This is a genomic window from Undibacterium sp. TJN25 (assembly GCF_049339885.1).
GTDB lineage: Bacteria > Pseudomonadota > Gammaproteobacteria > Burkholderiales > Burkholderiaceae_D > Undibacterium.
Genome location: NZ_JBMPPM010000001.1, coordinates 596,674 through 615,970, shown reverse-complemented (window position 1 = coordinate 615,970; position 19,297 = coordinate 596,674). Strand labels below are relative to the sequence as shown.

General features: G+C 55.0%; 17 protein-coding genes. 9 read left to right on the top strand and 8 right to left on the bottom strand.

Annotated elements, in window-relative coordinates; genetic code table 11:
* Window positions 1–14: 14 nt before the first annotated feature.
* From ACO0LO_RS02760 to ACO0LO_RS02750, 3 genes are all read right to left on the bottom strand, one after another.
* On the bottom strand, window positions 15–734 hold the full coding sequence (locus ACO0LO_RS02760) for a DsbC family protein (RefSeq protein ID WP_422962651.1): 720 nt from the start codon (window positions 732–734) through the stop codon (window positions 15–17).
* Window positions 735–828: 94 nt separating this feature from the next.
* A complete protein-coding gene (locus ACO0LO_RS02755; protein ID WP_422962650.1) occupies window positions 829–1,665 on the bottom strand; it encodes a redoxin family protein in 837 nt (278 codons plus the stop codon).
* 86 nt (window positions 1,666–1,751) lie between these two features.
* Window positions 1,752–1,937 (bottom strand): DUF302 domain-containing protein, encoded by a 186-nt coding sequence (locus ACO0LO_RS02750; RefSeq protein WP_422962649.1) that lies wholly within the window; start codon window positions 1,935–1,937, stop codon window positions 1,752–1,754.
* Between the two features lie 487 nt (window positions 1,938–2,424).
* On the opposite strand from ACO0LO_RS02750, the gene ACO0LO_RS02745 reads away from it, so the two are divergent.
* Window positions 2,425–3,429, top strand: a complete 1,005-nt coding sequence (locus ACO0LO_RS02745) for a DUF1028 domain-containing protein (RefSeq protein ID WP_422962648.1) — start codon at window positions 2,425–2,427, stop codon at window positions 3,427–3,429.
* Window positions 3,430–3,586: 157 nt separating this feature from the next.
* Complete coding sequence (locus tag ACO0LO_RS02740) at window positions 3,587–4,279, top strand: response regulator transcription factor (RefSeq protein WP_422962647.1); 693 nt, start codon at window positions 3,587–3,589, stop codon at window positions 4,277–4,279.
* A gap of 255 nt (window positions 4,280–4,534) precedes the next feature.
* On the opposite strand, the gene ACO0LO_RS02735 is transcribed toward ACO0LO_RS02740, so the two are convergent.
* Window positions 4,535–5,320, bottom strand: a complete 786-nt coding sequence (locus tag ACO0LO_RS02735; RefSeq protein WP_422962646.1) for an EAL domain-containing protein — start codon at window positions 5,318–5,320, stop codon at window positions 4,535–4,537.
* Between the two features lie 645 nt (window positions 5,321–5,965).
* Between ACO0LO_RS02735 and ACO0LO_RS02730 the strand changes: the two genes are divergently transcribed.
* Together ACO0LO_RS02730 and ACO0LO_RS02725 are read left to right on the top strand one after the other, a co-directional pair.
* Window positions 5,966–6,985 (top strand): alpha/beta fold hydrolase, encoded by a 1,020-nt coding sequence (locus tag ACO0LO_RS02730; RefSeq protein ID WP_422962645.1) that lies wholly within the window; start codon window positions 5,966–5,968, stop codon window positions 6,983–6,985.
* Window positions 6,986–7,280: 295 nt separating this feature from the next.
* Entirely contained in the window at window positions 7,281–10,526 is a 3,246-nt protein-coding gene (locus ACO0LO_RS02725) for an EAL domain-containing protein (protein WP_422962644.1), read from the top strand.
* Between the two features lie 54 nt (window positions 10,527–10,580).
* Here ACO0LO_RS02725 and ACO0LO_RS02720 read toward each other — a convergent pair whose 3' ends face one another.
* Window positions 10,581–12,317, bottom strand: a complete 1,737-nt coding sequence (locus ACO0LO_RS02720; protein ID WP_422962643.1) for a methyl-accepting chemotaxis protein — start codon at window positions 12,315–12,317, stop codon at window positions 10,581–10,583.
* A gap of 364 nt (window positions 12,318–12,681) precedes the next feature.
* Between ACO0LO_RS02720 and ACO0LO_RS02715 the strand changes: the two genes are divergently transcribed.
* Entirely contained in the window at window positions 12,682–13,071 is a 390-nt protein-coding gene (locus ACO0LO_RS02715; protein WP_422962642.1) for a VOC family protein, read from the top strand.
* A 181-nt stretch (window positions 13,072–13,252) separates the two neighbouring features.
* A complete protein-coding gene (locus ACO0LO_RS02710; protein ID WP_422962641.1) occupies window positions 13,253–13,783 on the top strand; it encodes a hypothetical protein in 531 nt (176 codons plus the stop codon).
* A 67-nt stretch (window positions 13,784–13,850) separates the two neighbouring features.
* Here ACO0LO_RS02710 and ACO0LO_RS02705 read toward each other — a convergent pair whose 3' ends face one another.
* Window positions 13,851–14,312, bottom strand: coding sequence for a hypothetical protein (locus ACO0LO_RS02705; protein WP_422962640.1), 462 nt, complete (start codon window positions 14,310–14,312; stop codon window positions 13,851–13,853).
* Window positions 14,313–14,429: 117 nt separating this feature from the next.
* Window positions 14,430–15,059 carry a PEP-CTERM sorting domain-containing protein gene (locus ACO0LO_RS02700; protein ID WP_422962639.1) on the bottom strand — a complete coding sequence of 210 codons (630 nt, stop codon included), beginning with the start codon at window positions 15,057–15,059 and terminating at the stop codon, window positions 14,430–14,432.
* Window positions 15,060–15,488: 429 nt separating this feature from the next.
* Here ACO0LO_RS02700 and ACO0LO_RS02695 point away from each other — a divergent pair, with 429 nt between their 5' ends.
* Window positions 15,489–16,421 carry a patatin-like phospholipase family protein gene (locus tag ACO0LO_RS02695; RefSeq protein ID WP_422962638.1) on the top strand — a complete coding sequence of 311 codons (933 nt, stop codon included), beginning with the start codon at window positions 15,489–15,491 and terminating at the stop codon, window positions 16,419–16,421.
* A 97-nt stretch (window positions 16,422–16,518) separates the two neighbouring features.
* On the opposite strand, the gene ACO0LO_RS02690 is transcribed toward ACO0LO_RS02695, so the two are convergent.
* Window positions 16,519–17,073 (bottom strand): C40 family peptidase, encoded by a 555-nt coding sequence (locus tag ACO0LO_RS02690; RefSeq protein ID WP_422962637.1) that lies wholly within the window; start codon window positions 17,071–17,073, stop codon window positions 16,519–16,521.
* A gap of 287 nt (window positions 17,074–17,360) precedes the next feature.
* On the opposite strand from ACO0LO_RS02690, the gene ACO0LO_RS02685 reads away from it, so the two are divergent.
* Together ACO0LO_RS02685 and ACO0LO_RS02680 are read left to right on the top strand one after the other, a co-directional pair.
* A complete protein-coding gene (locus tag ACO0LO_RS02685; RefSeq protein WP_422962636.1) occupies window positions 17,361–18,656 on the top strand; it encodes a hypothetical protein in 1,296 nt (431 codons plus the stop codon).
* A gap of 111 nt (window positions 18,657–18,767) precedes the next feature.
* Window positions 18,768–19,175 (top strand): GlcG/HbpS family heme-binding protein, encoded by a 408-nt coding sequence (locus ACO0LO_RS02680; RefSeq protein ID WP_422962635.1) that lies wholly within the window; start codon window positions 18,768–18,770, stop codon window positions 19,173–19,175.
* Window positions 19,176–19,297 lie beyond the last annotated feature (122 nt).

The following is a 19,297-nucleotide window of genomic DNA, read 5'->3' as shown; positions in this document are numbered from 1 at the left end:
TTCAGCGGCTATGTTCAGTTCAGCAAGGTCTCAATCTGCGCTACCGGAATCGCGCCAGGCACGCGCTTGCCGCTTGCAAATACCAGTGTCGGCGTGCCGTTGATGCCGAGTTTTTTGCCAAGCTCCACAGTGCGGTCCACGGGAGTGGTGCAATTTGCGGCCGCCAGCTCTCCACCCTTCATGGCAGTATCCCAGGCTTTTGCGCGATTTGGCGCACACCAGATGCTGACGGAGCGCGTATAGGCATTCGGGTGCAGGGACACGATAGGGAACAGATAGGTATAGATGGTCACGTTATTGAGTGACGCCAGTTCATTTTCCAGGCGCTTGCAGTAAGGGCAGTCCGGGTCGGAAAATATCGCCAGCTTGCGCTTGCCGTTACCCTTGACAGTGACGATGGCGTCGCGCGTGGGCAGCGTGGAAAAATCGATCTTGTTCAGCTGTTCGGTACGTGCTTCGGTCAGGTTGAGTTTTTTGTCGATATCGACCAGATTGCCTTCCATCAGGTAGCGCATGGAGGAGTCCACATAGAGCACATTGCGCCCTGTGACAACTTCATAGATTTCCGACTGGTCTATCTTGGAAACGCTGTCTACTTTGATGCCTGGCGATAGTATCTGGAGCCGTGCGGTGATCTTGGCTGTTTCAGCGGGAGTGACGGCGGCTGCCCAACTATTTGTAGCCAACACCATGGATGCCAGGCTGAGGAGGATGCTTGCGGTTTTTTTTAACATGTCGTTCTTCATTTTCATTTAATGCCTGGCCGCTGTGGCTTCCGGCTTAGGTCTATTGATACTGTTTATCTTGTTTTGAATCTTGTGTCATTCTTTATCTAATCTGCGCATTCTTTTGCATCATGCCGGCAAACTTGTCCAGTGCATCGCTGAGCGACGCAATCGAGAACCCGCCTATATGCAGATCGACCATATGCTTGCCGCCGTCATAAAAGAGCGTGGTCGGCAGCGCTGACGAGCCTACTGCCCGCGGTATCTGCCCTGCCGGGTCAAGCACGACATTGTCGATGTCAAGGTGAGTATCGCTGATGAACTGCTTCGCTGCCGCGATATCCGTATCCTGATTGACGAAGATGAATACCATGTCCTTGTGCCGGCGCTGCGCTTCCGCCAGTGCGGGCATTTCGCGCCTGCACGGCGGGCACCAGCTGGCCCACAGGTTGACGATAACAGGTTTTCCGTTTGCTAGTGCGGCGAGTGTCGTGGCCTTGCCTTCCAGCGTGTTCAGGCTGAACGCCGACAGCTCCGTATCCTTGGAGACAGCGGGAATGCGCGATGCCCCTGCCATGTCCCACACTATGAAGGCAGCAAGCAGGCCAATGGCCAGCGGGGCGACGAGTTCATGGCGTTTCCAGCAACGCCAGGCGCCGAAGGCGAGGCCTGCGGCGACGCCTGCCCATGTGTGAAAGCCGCCGTCACGGATATCCAGCATTGATAGCGGAGAGGCAAGGTAGAGTGGAAACCAGATGGCAACGAACACGATACGCGCTGCTACCAGGCCGGCCAGCGTCATTTCCAGCAGCACGTCCAGGATGCCGATTTTTTTAGGCTTTCCCACAATGTGGCCGACGCCGGCTGCAAGCAGTAGTGATCCCAGCATCAGCAAATGGGTGGCAGAGACGGCGAAGAAACCTAAAGAGATGCTATGCATATTGATATCGTTGTTCCTGCTTGCCTGCATCCATCCTGTCGAGCAGGCAGGTGCGGTAACTTGGTCTTGTTTAGTTTTGCGTAATTTTATTGCAAGGCCTGGTTCACCAGGCCAGTGATTCCTTCGAGGGGTTTCGCCAGTTCATGCTGCAGGCGATGGCGCTCGATCAGATATTCCGGTGCGTTGTAGCTGACCCATACTTTTCCTTTTTCGTCTTGCCAGGCCAGCACTTTCAGAGGCAAGTCCAGTGCGGCGGTGGGCATGGCCTGCATAATAGGCGTTCCACCTTTTGGATTCCCGAACAGTAAATGCCGGGAATCCTATCCAGCCCGGCCTGCCGGGCATCGGCGGCAAAATCAATGTTTGCAAAAATCAGCATGCCTTTTGATCTCGTTGCTGCTTCCAGGCGCCGAATCGTTTCTTCCACCGAGAATCTGCTTTGAAAGCTCTCGATTCCGTTGTTTTGTGCATTTGAAAACATCGGTACTCCCAGAAGTAGCAAATCAATAAAATGCGCTTCATTTTTTGCGTCCCTCCTTTAGAGGGAGTTCAGGAGATAAGTTCCCTGAAAAAATGATCCTTAGCCTGATCTCATGCGCTGGTCACTGTCAGTTCATTGCAAAAAATGTCGAAAACCTTGCAGATCACAAAGACAAGGATACAATCGCTCACGGTATTTTTCCTGGCGGCGTCGCTACCTTGGCCCGCATGCCTTTCACCTGTAGCGCAATTTCACGGATGCGATGAAGGAGACGCAGAATGAAAAAAGTTCTTAGGCTGACGGTTTTGCTGGGCTTTGCAACTATCTGCATGGCGATATTTCCTTCCACCGCGCTGGCGACGTTTTCCATTGTCGCATGCAGCAAGGACGGCAGTTGTGGGGTGGCGGTAGCAACCAATAATCTCGCCGTTGGCGCCAGCGTCAGTTATGCCAGGGCGGGAGTCGGCGCAATGGTGACGCAGTTTGAAACCAATCCGGAATACGGGCCGAAAGGCTTGCAGTTGTTATCTGCAGGCGCATCGCCGGAGGATGCCGTCAAGACGCTGCTGGCGGGCGATGGCAATTTTGACGGGACGACGATAGCAGAGCGGCAGGTCGGCATGGCGGATGTCCGTGGGCGTTCTTTTGCATACACCGGCGAGCAAGCATCCAGGGCCCGTTGGGCCGGGGCGCGGCATGGAGACGGCTATTCCATACAGGGTAACGGCCTGACCTCTGAAAAAGTGATCTCCGCGATGGAGAAGGTATTCCTGGCTTCCGGCGGAACGCTTGCCGAGAGGCTGATGGCCAGCCTGGAAGCAGGGCAGGCTGCCGGTGGACAGACCATAGGCAAGCTGTCTGCGGCGCTGTTGCTGAAAACGCCCGACGGCGTCTGGCAGGACATCGACCTGCGCGTGGATGGCGCAGCAGAACCCATCAGGGATCTGCACCGGCTGATGGATCAGCATTACGCTTTCGACGCCATCCTCCGCGCGGAGCGACAGGTGAAAAAGGGCATGCTGCCAGAGGCCAGGCTGTCGATCGCAGAAGCACTGCACCGTAGCGGCCAATGGGACCGTATCTGGCGGCGCGCAGCGCGGCTCGCGATGGGCATGGGGGATACCGGCAGGGCCCTGGATTATCTGGGTGTGTTTACTGCCATTAACCCGGTCTGGGCAAAGGAAGAATTGCAGGACGAAATTTACAGGCCGCTTTACCAGAATGCCCTGTTTGCCTCATGGGCGGCAAAACTAGGCGCTGAAAAAGCGACTCCCACCCCCTAGACTGCATCCCGTTGTTCAAATAGCGTGGCCGGCGTTGAGGTATTTTGTTTCAAAAACAATTTTTAGTAAGATATTGTTAAAACAATAATCACGTTGTTGCACATCGACCCACATGCCATGATAATAAGACTTTCTGCATAAATTCTAAGTAAATCCTATGAGAATTGCCGTACTTGACGACGATAGCAGCATCCTGGAACTGGCTTGCAGCATCCTGAACAATGCCGGCCATACTGCGCATCCCTTCTCGCGCGGACAGGACATGCTGACTTCTTTGAAGCGGGAGAGCTACGACCTGCTGGTGCTTGATCTGCAAGTGCCGGATCTGAGCGGAGGGGAGATACTGCAATGGGTGAGGGAAAAGCTTTCCCCTACCTTGCCCATCCTGGTGCTGACCAACCGCTCCGCTGAGGAAGATGTCGTCGCCAACCTGGTGGCAGGTGCCGATGACTATATGATCAAGCCGATGCGTTCGCATGAACTTGTCGCGCGCGTGCAGGCCCTGCTGCGCCGCGCCTATCCGCGCAATACAATAGCGGAACGCACGGAATTCGGTATTTATCGTTTTGAGTCGGGTTCGGGCAAAATCAGCGTCAACGGCGTGCTAGTGGAAATGACGCAGAAGGAATACGATCTGACGCTGCTGTTCTTCCGCAACCTGGACCGTGCGCTGTCGCGTGCGTATATTCTTGAAGCAATCTGGTCACGGGAAGGTGATGTGCCCTCACGCACGCTGGATACGCATATCTCACGGATCCGCGGCAAACTGGAGCTGCGTCCGGAAAACGGCTACCGCCTGACCCCGGTCTATAGCTACGGCTATCGCCTGGAAGAAGTCAGCAAGGACTAGGTCACCGTAATAATCGCTTGTGTCTTTCGCATTGCCGCAATGCCGACGCAAGATGCGAATGCAAGTCTGGTATTGAAAAGCTTCCCAGCGACGCAGCGCGCAAGAGATCAGGTACGAATGCCAGCGTCTGTATTTGTTTCAGGAAGATGCACTACAGGACGCACAAACCTTACAAAAACTCTGATCGTGAAGATGCGGGTCTAGGCTGCTGTGGCTTACGCGGCCGGGTCAGCCAAGCCTGCTCGGGGATCATCGTCAGAGCCAGGAGGATTCTTCCACCGCACCTATCGCCCGGAAAGCGGGCTTGCAAAACAGATAGCCCTGCATCAGGCTGATGCCGGCCTGAAACAGGAAATCCCGTTCCGCTGTTGTTTCTATGCCTTCCGCCAGCACTTCCACGCCTAGTTCGCTGCAGATGGCCGCGATACCTTTGACGATGCTCTGCTTGGCTGCGTTCCGGTCTATACCGCGCACCAGTTGCATGTCCACCTTGATCACGTGAGGTCGGAATTCCGATAGCAAACTCAATCCCGCATAGCCGGCGCCAAAATCATCAATCGCCGTATGAAAACCCAGACGCTTATATTCTTGAAAAATTTCCACCAGGTGAGGCCTGTCTTCAATCTGCTCGCATTCATTGACTTCAAAGATTATTTTCTCGATGGGGAAATTCAGTTCCCTGGCGGCGTTCAGCGTGCTGCGGATACAGGTTTCCGGCCGGTATACCGCATTGGGCATGAAGTTGATCGACAGGCGTTCCTGCATCCCCAGTCTTGCAGCGCCCTGGATGGCCTTGATACGGCATGCCTGGTCAAAGCGGTAGAGATTGGCTTTTGTCAGATGCGCTAGGACGGAACTAGATGGTTCTCCATGCGGTCCGCGCACCAGCGCTTCGTGCGCATAGATACGACGGTTTTGCAGGTCCACAATGGGCTGATAGGCAAATTCAAAATCGAAGCCCAGTTCTTCACGCTGCCTGCATTGCACGCATCCTTCCGGAGTTTGCGTTTGCTCATGCTGGTTGCGCTTGATGGAATACATTCAGATTCCTTTGTCTGTTGTTGATTTATACGCCGCACGGTGCAGACCGGTTCTGCTGCGGTGCCAGGTGAATTGATGATAAGCGATTTAATTCGGGTGCCCAAGGCGCGGCTCGCGCTCTGCCTGTCCTCCTACGTTTTGCTGCAGCCCAGTCCTACGAAAATCCAACAGCGCTATCGTTTTTCAGCGATAGCATGGTGTTCCGGGCGAGAGCCAGGGTTGAGATAAATTATTTACTTCAAAGGAGAAGACCATGACCAGCCGCATAGGAAACAAGCATATAGCGCAGCACCGGGGCAAGCAGGAAAGAAAGGAAATCAGGAAAACCAATATTGCCAGCGAGGCAGTCAGAAGGGCGGCTGCTCAGCTTAAGTATCGCAACTCGGTAAAGGGGCAACCGCCCGTGTAGCGGTGACGCAAAACGATTAAGCGACGCTGACGAGGATGAACAAGCGGCATTGAACAATGCCGCGCCGTCTTTTTGTGGTGTTTCTGTATATCCACAATAGACTAAAAAAACGGGAATTTGCTCGATTTTTATCCTTATATCGGATCAGATTGAACGCACCTTCACAAAGGCGTGCGCGATGGTGTTCTAATGCGGTTTGTCCAGACAAATTCCCGCAAAATTTAAGAACCTATGCCATGAATGCCAAGCCACCCCGCGTTTCTTTCTTTCGACAACCCGGTCGTGTTATTGCGACGGTATTGCTGACGGTATTGCTTGTGCTGTCGGCGATGCTTGCATTTGCATCGATCTACAGCATGGCGTACCAGAGCGAGGACAGGCTGCAGGCTAAACCGGAGGGCGGCTCCTACGTGCCTGCCGGCGATACCCGCATATTTGTACAGAGCATGGGTGCAAGGGACGCGCCTGCCGTGGTGTTTATTCATGGCACCGGTGCGTGGAGCGAGATCTGGCGCTCATCGATGAAACTGGCCGCACAGCAGGGCTACCACGCGGTGGCCATCGACCTGCCGCCTTTCGGCTATTCGGTGCCGCCGGCTTCGGGTAAATACGACAAGGGCGCCCAGGCGCAACGCATCCTGGCGGCGCTGGACAGCATGGGTATCCAAAAAGCGGTATTCGTGTCGCATTCCATAGGCTCTGCACCGTTGATGGAGGCCTTGCTGCGCGAACCGCAGCGGGTGGACAAGCTGATCCTGGTATGCGCTGCATTGGGCCTGGACAGCCCGCAGACCGATGGTGCAGACACCGGCTTGCAGTCGGCGTTGCGCCGGCAATGGCTGGCGCAACCGCTGAGCGCGGCACTGCTGACCAATCCGGCTTTTACCAGTACGCTGATGAAATCCTTTGTGTCGGAAAAAGAAAAAGTCACGCCGGCATGGGTGGAAACTTACCAGAAGCCGCTGTCGCTATCCGGCACCTATCAGGCGGTTGCACTATGGCTGCCGGAGTTGCTGGCCGCACGCGGCACGTGGCGGAGCGACAGGCTGGAGTCTTACCTGGCCATTCGCTTCCCGGTGCAGTTGATCTGGGGGCAGGAGGATACGATCACCCCCTTGGCGCAGGCAGAGCATTTGCGCACGTTGATCCCCGGCGCCCAACTTTCAGTGATTCCCCGTTCTGGCCACGTGCCCATGGTGGAAGAGCCGGAAGCATTTCAAAAGGTGCTTGGTTTTTCGCTGGGCGAGCGCCGGTAAAATTTGCCGCAGATATTACGCACCCCCTGAGTTAGATTCTCCCCGGATATTGGCTATATCACAATATAAGAACAAGTCAGTAGAGTGTTGTATGATTTTTATGACATTCAAAAATAACAATGGTATCGTGGCTTTGCCTGTGCAACACTAGCTCAATGCTGCGCTGTAGGCCGGGCTGGACCTCGTCATTACATACAACAGGATCGCCTGCTCATCTGCGGGGCCGCAGGCAGAATCCCACAGAAATAAAACAAGACTTGTTGCACAGCGGATAGGTGCAAGTAGGGGAGAGGTCATGCAAGATAAACCAGGCGGCGGAGCCGCCGGCACGGCGCCCGGCGTGCGCGGCTGGCCGCTTAAAATTGAGCTCGCGCTATTCGGCACGCTGATTTTTGTGCTCGGCATCAGTATGCTGTCATGGTTTGTCGTTGACGGCTTGCGCAAGGATTTCGAGCATGTGGTGGCGGAGGAGCAGGGCACTGCCGCCAGCTACGTAGCGCGTACCATAGACCGCGAACTGGCCCAGAGGGTGAAGGCATTGCAAGTCATCGCCGACCACGCCGGCGGCATGCTGCGCGACAATCCACAATTGCTGTCCGCCTATCTGGATGACAAACCTGTGGCCAGGCAAATCTTCAGCCGCGATATGTATGCTATTTCCAGGGAAGGGATACGGGTAGCGGAAACGCCTGAACGCGGGTTTGTCGGCACCAGTTATGTCACCTCGGCTTATTTCAAGGAAGTGATGGCAACGGGCAAGCCGGTTGTCATGCCCATCGTCGGCCGTTTCTCCAAACGCCCTGTGCTGGTGGTGGCCGTACCGATTCTGGACCAGGACGGCGCCATCAGCGGCGTGCTGTGCGGCTCTGAATTGATCGATGCGGGCAGTCCGTTTTATTTTGCCGGTGAAGTACGCAATGGCGCAACGGGCGGCTTTCATGTGGTGTCGCTCAAGGAAGGGATCATCGTCACCAGCACGGATGCCGCCCGGGCTTTGCAGCCGGTGCCTGCCAAGGGAAAGAACCTCTTGTTCGACCGCCGCTTGCAAGGCTACATGGGACCCGGTGTCGTGGTGGACACCACGGGGCTGGAAATACTCAGCACGGCCAGCAGAACAGCGTCAGTGGACTGGCTGGTGATTGCCTACCTGCCCACGGCTGAGGCCTTCGTTCCATTGCGCGGGGTGGCCAGGCGTATCTATGGCGGGGCTGTGGCTGTGTCGCTGCTGGGCGGCCTGCTGATATGGCTGCTTGTCAGGCGCAAGCTGGCGCCGCTGGAATATGCGGCGGTACAGATGGGTATGCAGGGTGAGGAGGATGCCGCCATTCAGCCGCTGCCGGTGGCCGGCAGCAGTGAAGTCCGCTTGCTGCTCACTAATTTCAACCGCCTGCAGGCACATGTACAGTATCAACAGGACATTATCCGCCGTGAGCGCGACCAGCTGGAACAAACCATGGCGGAACGCGAAGAAGCGGTGGAGGCATTGCACCGCAGCGATTCCAGTTTTCGCAGCATGCTTGATTCCATGCTGGAAGGCTGCCAGATTGTCGGCTTCGACTGGCGCTACCGCTATATCAACGACGCGGCGCAAAAACAGAACGGCGTGCCTACCGGGCAATTGCTGGGCCGGGTTGTCATGGACTGCTGGCCGGGATTCAACGAGACCGAAATCTTTGCAATGGAAAAGAACTGCATGGACCAGCGCGTCATGCAGCGCGGGCAGTTCGAATTCACTTATCCTGATGGCCGCAAGGGCTGGTTCCGCGTCATTATCCAGCCTGTGCCTGAGGGTATCGTCATTTTTTCCGAGGACATTTCCGAGCGCATGCAGGCAGAGGATGACCTGCGCATTGCCGCTGCCGCATTTGAATCGCAGGAAGGCATGGTGGTTACTGACGCGAATAACGTGATCCTGCGGGTCAACAAAGCCTTTACCAAGATGACCGGTTATACCGCGGAAGACGTCGTCGGCAAGACGCCGGACATGTTCCAGTCTGACCGCTACAGCGACGATGCGCACTACCGCGCCAAATGGGAAATTATCCGCCGCACCGGAACCTGGCAGGGCGAAGCCTGGAACAGGCGCAAGAACGGCGAAGCCTATCCCCAGTGGCTGACGATTTCCGCGGTGAAGGACAGCCGCAACGTCGTCACCCATTATGTGCGTACGCAGTTCGACATTTCCGATAAAAAGAAAGCCGAAAACCGTATCCAGGAGCTGGCGTTTTTCGACCAGCTCACCGGCCTGCCCAACCGCACACTACTGATGGACAGGCTCAGGCAGGCAATGACAGCCGCACACCGCAACAACAGTTTCGGCGCACTGACCTTTATCGATCTGGACGATTTCAAGATGCTCAACGATACCTTCGGCCATGACATAGGCGACCTGCTGCTGAGGCAGGTGGCGCAGCGGCTGACGACGTGCGTGCGCGAGGGCGATACCGTGGCCAGGCTGGGCGGCGACGAATTCGTGGTGGTGTTGGCAGGGCTTGGAGAAAATGAAAAAGACGCTGCCGCCAGCACGGAAAAAATTATCGGCAAGATACTTGGCGTGCTACAGCAGACGTATGAACTGGGCGACGTGCTGCATCAGAATACCGCGAGCATAGGCGTAACGCTGTTCGGCGGCGAAATAGTCACGGTCGACAGCCTGATGAAACAAGCCGATCTGGCGATGTACCGGTCCAAAAATTCTGGACGCAACGCCTTCCGCTTTTTCAATCCGGGCATGCAGACTGCTGCGGTGGAGCGGTCCGCATTGGTGAGCGACCTGCGCAAGGCGATTGACGGCAAACAGTTTCTGCTGCATTACCAGGCCCAGGTGGTCAGCGGTAGCGGCATCATTGGTGCCGAGGCGCTGGTGCGCTGGATACATCCGCAGCGCGGATTGGTTCCTCCTGCTGAATTTATTCCTCTGGCCGAGGAAACCGGCCTGATACTTCCGCTGGGCCTGTGGGTGCTGGAAACAGCCTGTGTACAACTGGCTGTGTGGGGCCAGCGGGAAGACACGGCACACCTGAGCATTGCAGTGAACGTCAGTGCGCGCCAGTTCGGCAGGCCCGATTTTGTCGAGCAGGTGCTGGCGGTGCTAAGGGACACTGGCGCCAATCCGAAATGCCTGAAGCTGGAGCTGACGGAATCGCTGCTGGTGGAGAATGTTGAGGATACGATAGAGAAAATGTTTGCGCTGAAGGCCAAGGGGGTCGGTTTTTCCCTCGACGATTTCGGCACCGGCTATTCGTCGCTGTCTTATCTGAAAAAATTGCCGTTGGACCAGCTGAAAATCGACCAGTCGTTTGTGCGCGATGTGCTGATAGACCCCAACGATGCCGCCATTGCCAGGACCATCGTTGCGCTGGCCCAGAGCCTGGGACTGGGTGTCATTGCGGAAGGGGTTGAAACTGCAGCGCAGCGCGATTTCCTGGCGGCTGCAGGCTGCCATTGCTATCAGGGATACTTCTTTAGCCGACCTGTTCCGCTGGAAGAGTTTGAACAGCTGGCCCTGCTGAAAGAGCCTTACGCGGATGTGCAGGTGTAGTTCTGCTTGGCGGCTTTACTGAGCGAGGCCGCCATGCAGCGTGTGCTGCTGATCTTAAAACTCTTCCCATTGGCCGTTGTCGGCAGATGCCGCCATTGCGGCTGGCGCAGCTGCTACGCGGTGTATCGGCAACACTTTGGCAGGAGCACGCCTGACGGCGTTTTGCGGGGCTGCAACGCGTCTTGCTGCGGCTACCGGCGTAGTCCGGCCGGCTTGCCTGGCTGCTATTGGACTTGCCGCGGCCAGTCCGTCCATTTTAAACACGCTGACCAGCTCGGCCAGCTTGGCTGCCTGGTCCTGCAGCGACTCTGCCGCTGCGGCAGCTTCTTCCACCAGCGCAGCATTTTGCTGCGTGACCTGGTCCATCTGCAGGACAGCCTGATTGATTTGTTCTATGCCTGCCGTCTGCTCCTGGCCGGCGGCGGTAATCTCGGTGATGATGTCACTGACACGCTTGACGCTGTTCACGACTTCATTCATCGTGGCGCCCGCCTGGTCTACCAGCCTGGAGCCGGCATCTACTTTTTCGACGGAATCGTTGATCAGCAGCTTGATCTCTTTCGCTGCAGAAGCGGAACGCTGCGCCAAGTTGCGCACCTCGCTGGCCACGACAGCAAAGCCGCGGCCCTGTTCGCCGGCGCGGGCTGCTTCCACTGCCGCGTTCAACGCCAGGATATTGGTCTGGAAGGCGATGCCGTCAATGACGCTGATGATGTCGACGATTTTTTTGGACGATTCGTTGATGGAGCCCATGGTGTTGACCACTTCGCCGACTACCGAGCCGCCTTTGGAGGCGATGTCTGACGCATTGGATGCCAGCTGGTTGGCCTGGCGCGCATTGTCTGCGTTGTGTTTGACGGTGCTGGTCAGTTCTTCCATCGATGACGCGGTTTCTTCCAGCGAGCTCGCTTGTTCTTCCGTACGTGAAGACAGGTCGAGATTGCCGGCGGCGATTTCTTCCGAAGCGATTGCTATCGTGTCGGTGCCGGCGCGGACCTGGCTGACGATATTGACCAGGCTGGCGTTCATTTCCTTTAAAGCCTGCAATAACTGGCCAGTCTCGTCGGTCGAATCTATTTCTATCTTGCTGGTCAGGTCGCCGGATGCAACCGTTTGTGCGATCTTCACCGCACGGCCTATGGGGCGCGTAATGGAGCGGGTTGCCAGCCATGCAAGCAGGCCGCCGGCCGCAAGGGCTATCAAGGTGCATGTGGCCAGGAATTTGACAGCGAATTGGTATCCCTGGTTGACGTCATCCACGGCTGCCTGGTTTTGTTCCTCCTGCAGAGTAATCATGCCTTGTATGGTTTCAAACCACTTGTCCTGAACCGGCTGCACGGACTGGCGCAGGTATTCCGGCGCTTCTTCGGCCTTGCCGGAGTCGATAAGCTTGATCAGGTTGTCGAACAGGGGACGCACCTTTTCACGGTCTTGTTTAAGCTCTGTAAAAATTTGCCTGGCTTTGTCCGTGTGGACGAGAGCGCCGATCTTGTCAAATGATTCGTCGTAGTCTTTATTTGCCCCGGTAATCCGCCCCAGCATCTTCTGGCGCACGGCAGGGTCCTGGTAGATGATGTAATTACGCACGGACCTGGCAACCAGGTTGAGATCGCCGCGCAGATTATTGGCAAGCGCGATCTTGGTATTATTTTCTTTCGTAATGGCGTCGATATTTCTCTTTGCGTCCGCCAGTGAATGCCAGCCGGTGTAAGCAACCGCCAGCAACAGCACAAGGATTGCCCCGAAAGCCAGGCCCAGGCGCGGGCCGATCTTGATATTGTTGAGATTCATTTTTTTTCCTGGGTCTTGAATTGCGAAATCTGGATGTGCCTGGGACTAGGTCTTTGCCGCAAACTCGAATGGAGGGCATTTTTAGCGCATTCTTGCAAGGATACGCGCAAATTTCCCGATGGCAATTACTCTTTTGGGGAAATTAACTTTTCTCTACATTCCTGTGGCGTAGCGGTTGCACATACGGCAAATGCCATGTTGGAATTGCAAATTAATACGTAAAATTAAAGCACTTTTTAAGCAGCCAGACTTATGCATGCGCTTTGTCCACCAAGACCTCCCGCAATAAATTGAGGCAGCAGGGATTTAATCGGGCTGAATTTTCCAATATATTTCAATTCACTAAACAAATGCGGAGGCGTCAATGCAGATCAAATTTTCTAGCGTAACGGTTGCGGACCAAGAGCAGGCGCTGCAATTTTATACGATGGTCCTCGGTTTCCGAAAAATGGCTGACATCCCTATGGGTCCATACCGCTGGCTGACAGTAAGCTCGCCCGAGGGCGTTGACGAGGTTGAGCTGGTGCTTGAACCGATGGGATTCCCGCCTGCGCTTGACTATCAGAAGGCGCTGTTCGAGGCTGGAATTCCCGCAACGGCCTTTATCTCCAAAGATATCCACGCGGAATATCAGCGGCTCAAGAATGTGGGCGTCGTCTTTCGCGGTGAGCCTGTGAGCATGGGGCCGGTGACTGTAGTACTGTTCGAGGATACCTGCGGTAACCTGATCAGTCTGGTTCAGCCGAATGCCTAAATCTACAGGCTTTATGCTGATGCTCACATACATGAGTGCCTTCAGTTTTTCTTTGGAGGAGACTGTTGCCCGGCAGAATATTTGTTTCATTTTCTGATATCCGCAACAATTTGTTACCGCGATTTTTCAGCGCGATTTATTTGGTATAGTCGATTTCTTTTTACATGCCTATTGGATCGTGATGAACCCATTCGACAAGGCTAAAGCCAAATACGAAGAACAACAAAAGCAAAAAATTACGGAACGCCAGTCTGCTGCAAAAGCCGCCGAAGCAGCCAGCCAGGCCTTTGTGGAAAAATTTGAACCCGTGCTGGACAGACTGGAGAAGTTGTTTGAACCGTCAATGGAAGGATTGGTCAACGCGGGCTACCAGCCCGTTATAGAACGCAAGCTGAGCCCTACTACCATGGTGGAAACCGCGCTGGTATTTACATCCGGCGAGCCGGATCCGGTGTATGGTTATCCCAACCAGTACAGGATAGCGATTGCAGTGAGGGGCAATTATTCAACGCAGATTTCCTGCGAGATGGGGCGGGCAGAACCGGGAGAGCAGGATCCCCGGCTGGTAAAGCGCCATCTGGTGCGGCCGTCTGCGCTACCGCCTTTCAAACTGCCAGAGTTTGAGCCGAGCTTCATCGAAAAGCTGGAGCGAATTTTCAGCAAGATACTGCAACTGGAACCGCCGAAAAAAAAAGAGTACAGCTCAGGCTAGTGTTAAGCGCACGCGTTTCGGACAGTTAGATAATGCGGTGATGGCCGACTAATTTGGTGGGGGGCGTTTACAGGCGCCATACTTCGTAGACTTCTTTTTTGCCGGAGAGCCAGGCGCGGCGGAAGGGCCCCTGGATTGCGCTGAACCACGGCTGGATCGCGGCTAAGATGTCGTGGTCTGCGGTCTTGGTGCGGCCATTGGTATAGCAAACCAGTTCCACGGGGTAATCAGTGCGGTATTTTTTGCTGAGTTTTTTGCGGACTATCCTGATGGAAGGGTCGGAGGCGGCAGGTTCTGCGGAATCGCCGCCTGCAAGGGTATGGGCGATATTGGCGGCCAGCATGGGGTCGCATATTTCCACCAGCTCAAACGCCACCTTGCCTTCGCCGTCGAGGATGCACAGGATGTCCGGCTCGGAGTCGCCGCTGCGTTTTTCTATGCTGGCGCCGACGACGGGCAGACCGGCCCTTTGCGCAAAATCGCGGAACACCGTCAGCTCGACTACGCCCTTGTCTTGCTCTGTTCTCACATTGTCCCCTGAGTGAAATCCCAGTATATGGTGCGCCGGGGTAATACACAAAGGCTTGCTTCCCATTTATGGGGTTCAGTTCATGTGACGGGCTTTATTTGTTGGCCGGACCTAATCTCATTTTTCCTGCCGTCTGCGTACGGTGGCAATACACAAGATACCTAGGGCAAGCATGGCCAGTGATGTCGGCTCGGGAACGGTCGCGGTACTATTGCCTACGAAGACATTATCCAATATGGGAAAGCCTTGTGCGGTGGAGAAAGAAACACTTGAAAATGGAGTATCGGAAATAAAACCGTAGAAAGTCCAGTTAGCAAATGAGCCCGTGCCTAGGAGGAAAGACTGATCGTTAACGGTAACGATGATATCTTGCCCAAAATCATCGTCGGTTGGTCCCACCGTGCCAAAAAGGGCGCTGAATGCCGTAGTAGGGGCAAAAGAGAGAGTGGTATCAACGGTGGGGGAGTTGGCAAAATTCAGTACCGCCCCCGTGTTCCAGTTGTAACCGCCGCCGTCAAAATCCGGATCAACGATAAAGGTACTGGCGCCAAAGCTAAGATTGCCTAAGGTAGTATCTGATACATTGACAAAACTGGCAGGCGCTGCATAACCCTCAAATGTTTCCGTAGTTCCGGCGGGAGCCGCTGCCTGGAACTGGCCTGAGTCCTGATATAAGACAACAGAGGCATAAGACGGGTTCGTCAATATGGCTAGGCTTGTAAGTAATAGGCAGGCAAGGTGTTTCATATTGTATTCTCCCGGTAAACGCCTACAAAAAAGCAGCACTTATCGTGCCAGCATTTGCGAATCTCTGCCAAATCAAGGGCTTACAATCGCGTCGCAGCATTCTTTTATGGGCGTGTAAATTTGCTCGACATTTTTTGTTGCAAGTAGGATTTTTTACTCTGAAATTATGTCTATTTTGCAGCGTGAGCGACACCCGATCCCGTGAGGTTTCATGCTGTTAAAACAGGATATAATCTGGCGTTGCAGCAACGAATTTCGTCGTTGCGGATTGTTGGCAAGTCGTCCAGCGGAGCAGTTCTGGTTGCTCGCAATTTCACTATTGCCCTGTCTCCATACAGAATGTGTTCAAGCGTGTACTTTGGCGAATTTGCACGCGTGCGGTGTGCTCAATAAATACTGCAGATTATCAGTCAATCAAGGCGTCTATTCATGTCACCCGTTGGAAAAGCATTTCATTCCATTAAATATCTGTTTGCCTGCAGCCTGCTGCTGGCCGGCTGCAAAAGCGTGGAAACACCGCCGGTGCAAGTGGCCGCTGCGCCGCTGCCTGTGCCCGTTGTCAAGCAGGTGCGCAATGTCAGGATAGGTCTGGCGCTGGGTGGCGGTGCGGCGCGCGGGTTTGCGCATATCGGCGTGATCAAGGTGCTGGAAGCGCAGGGCATCGTACCCGATATCGTCGTCGGCACCAGTGCCGGCAGCCTGGTTGGCGCGCTCTATGCGGCCGGCAATAACGGCTTCGTGCTGCAGAAGATGGCACTGGACATGGATGAGGCAACAATCTCGGATTGGTCCGTGCCGCTGTTTTCCAAATCCAGCGGCGTGCTGAAGGGCGATGGTCTGCAGAATTACGTGAACAAGATGGTGGCAAATGCGCCGATAGAGAAATTAAAGAAACCTTTCGGCGCAGTGGCGACGGATCTGAACAGCGGCCAGCCCATCCTGTTCCGGCGCGGAAACACTGGCATTGCGGTGCGCGCTTCATCCGCGGTGCCGGGTGTATTCCAGCCGGTAAAAATAGGCGACAGGCAGTATGTGGATGGCGGCCTGGTATCGCCGGTGCCGGTGCGTTTTGCGCGCGAGATGGGGGCGGATTTTGTGATCGCCGTTAATATCTCGTCCCAGCCGGAAGGGCAGACTGCCGGCAGTTCCATGGATGTGCTGATGCAGACTTTTACCATCATGGGCCAGACGATGAACAATTTCGAACTGAAAAATGCCGACATTGTCATCAAGCCTGAACTTGCAGGTATGAAAGGCAGTGATTTTGCCGGGCGTAACCTGGCAATACTGGCAGGAGAAAAAGCGATGACAGCGGCCTTGCCCGAACTACGGCAAAAGATCAAGGCGATGCAGGAGCATTGAAGCGTTGCCGGCGCAGGCCGGCGGGAATGAGGTGGAGTATTGCCTACAGCTGAAAACGGTAGTGTGAGGAAGCCAATTCCTGCCTGACGCCTGCTTTTTACTTTTTATCCGTGTCGTTCTTGCCGTCGTCTTCGATCCGGCGGGCGCCGTTGAAGCGTTTCTTCCAGTAAGCGATATCCATGCTCTCTATGCGCACCTGGCCGCCGGCGGAAGGGGAGTGGATGAATTTATTGTCGCCGAGATAAATGCCGACATGCGAAAAGCCGCGCTTCAGCGTATTGTAAAAAACCAGGTCGCCGGGCTGCAGGTCTTTCTGTTCTATCTTCTCGCCGACCTTGCTGATCTCGGCCGAAGTCCTCGGCAATTCCGCCGCAATGACATCCTTGAATACATAACGCACGAAACCGCTGCAATCGAGGCCATTCTCAGGTGTATTACCGCCGCGCTTGTAGTTGATGCCCAGCAGGCCCATGGCTTTCGAGCTCAGTTCGGATGCGCGTTCTTTCAGTTCCTGGAGTTTGGTGTAGGCGGTGGAAGATTCGGGAAAGGGATTGTCGGCGCTCCAACTTGGGTTGCAAAAACCAATCTGCAATAGCGCAGCCAGAACAATAAGCCTGGCTTTCCGATGATGTCTGGAAACGGGTGTTAGCATCTTTGCACCTGGTTGGAAAAACTGGACCACTGTAAATGAACTTAAAATGAATGTCAAAACCTTGCTTGTAAAAAATTGTTCGTTTCATTAACGATTTTATATTTTCTCCTATGAAAAAACGGCGGCCTGATTTGATGGCAGATTTTTAATAAAAATGGATCTGCCATATCGTTATCTTTATCCGGTGAGGCCGCGCTTTTGAAAATACCGCTTTGCGATGTGCAAGAGTTGCAACGGTGGCCGGGAATGATATGCTGCGGGCTGTGATGAAATCAGGGAAATAGTGAATGGATGATTTATCTCCATGCATCGAAGCCACGGCGCTGCAAGACCAGACTGCCGAATTGATTGATGCCGGACGTTATGACGATGCGCTGCGCTCCATTGCGGTGGGCGTGGGCTCTTTTTATACCAGGCCTGATGTCATCGGCTATTCGCTATATTTGTTCGGCTACGACAAGCTGGTATTGCGGCTGGGCGAGGCAATGCGCGATACCAGTGTGTCCCCGGAGCCGGTGGCGCGTGGCGGCTACCTGGTGATCCTGAGCGAGTTCTACAATGCCGGCGGCCATTCTCGGGTGGCGGAAGACCTGGTGTCGGTGCTCGGTGGCGCAGTGGTCGTGCTGACCGACCTGTTCGGTTCTTATCAGAGCGGACGGCTGAAAGTTGCCGATGCGGCTGCGCGCATGCCCAAGGCGATGGTGCACCGGCTGGAGACCCCCAGCTTTGCCGGCAAGGTGAAAGAATTGCAAGCCGTATTCAATGCGGTGAGGCCGGAATGCGTGCTGATCCTGTCCCACCATCCGGACCCCTTGCCTTACGTGGCAGCGGCAAGCCTGCCGGAGACGGTACGCAAGGTATTCTTCCATCATTGCGACCATCAGCCCTCCGTCGGCTGTACGCTACCCGGATACGCGCATGTGGATTTTACCGAGCACCTGCAAGGGATCTGCCAAAGCAATCTGGGTCGTCCTACTGTGCACGTCCCTTTGTATGTAGCGGACCGCGGCGTCAAAACCTTCACTCGGCCCACGCTGGAAACCCTGACCGTGGTGTCCTCCGGCTCTGCCAATAAATACAAGCGGGATAGCGCTCTGGCCTACCAGCATGTCGTCGCCGAAATATTGTCGGTGACAGGTGGTAGCTACTGGCATATAGGCCATCTCGATGACGCCTGGCTGGGGCTGATCAGCCAGGCTCTGCTGGCGCGCGGCATTGCCGTCAGCAGGTTCTGCTATCTGCCGCATGTGCCTTCGCTGTGGGACAGCATGAAAGAAATAGACGGGCACGTGTTCCTGGGGTCGTTTCCGATACCGGGCGGGCGCGGTTCCATCGAAGCGCAGGGTTGCGGCTATCCGGCTATTTATTACGCCAACGACGACAGGGCGCCACTGCTGAGGCACGCGGATATTTTTGCCAACAAGGAGCTGGGCTGGAGCAATATCCCCGAGCTGGTGGCGGCATTGCGGAAGGTTGTTGACGACCATGAGGCTCAGGTAAGGCTGGCGCGCGATTATTATGAAAAGCAGTATGGCTACCCCGTATTCCTGCAAAGGCTGCATCTCGCATTGTCGGGTTCCTGATCCGTATTGCACGCCTGCCATGGCGGCGCGCGTAAATATAGTCAAAACACTTGTGATATCCAGGGCAACTGGCTTCACGTACAATTCATTCCTATTTATAACGAGGTCAAAATGCAAACAAAACCTGTCCTGACGCTGGAAGATGTCAAAAAAATCGCCGCCGCTGCGGAAGCTGAAGCCAAGGCCAATAACTGGGCAGTTGTGATTGCCGTGGTCGACGATGGCGGTCACCTGATGTGGTTGCAGCGCCTGGACGGCGTCGCGCCGATTTCCGCGCACATCGCGCCTGCCAAGGCGACGACAGCGGCGCTGGGCCGCCGTGAATCCAAGATCTATGAAGACGTCATCAATAACGGCCGTTTCTCTTTCCTGAGCGCTCCTTACCTGGAAGGCATGCTGGAAGGCGGCGTACCCATCGTCGTTGATGGCCAGTGCGTAGGCGCGGTCGGCGTTTCCGGCGTGAAATCGGCGGAAGACGCGCAGATTGCCAAAGCCGGCATCGCTGCACTGGGCCTGTAATATTTTAGTGGCTACCCTGGCAGGTATTTATCTATAAATATCTGCCGTCATACTATTAGCAGATATCTGCTGTCATAAAACCGCGCTCCTGCCCGCTATTGTTTATATTGTTTAGCAATATC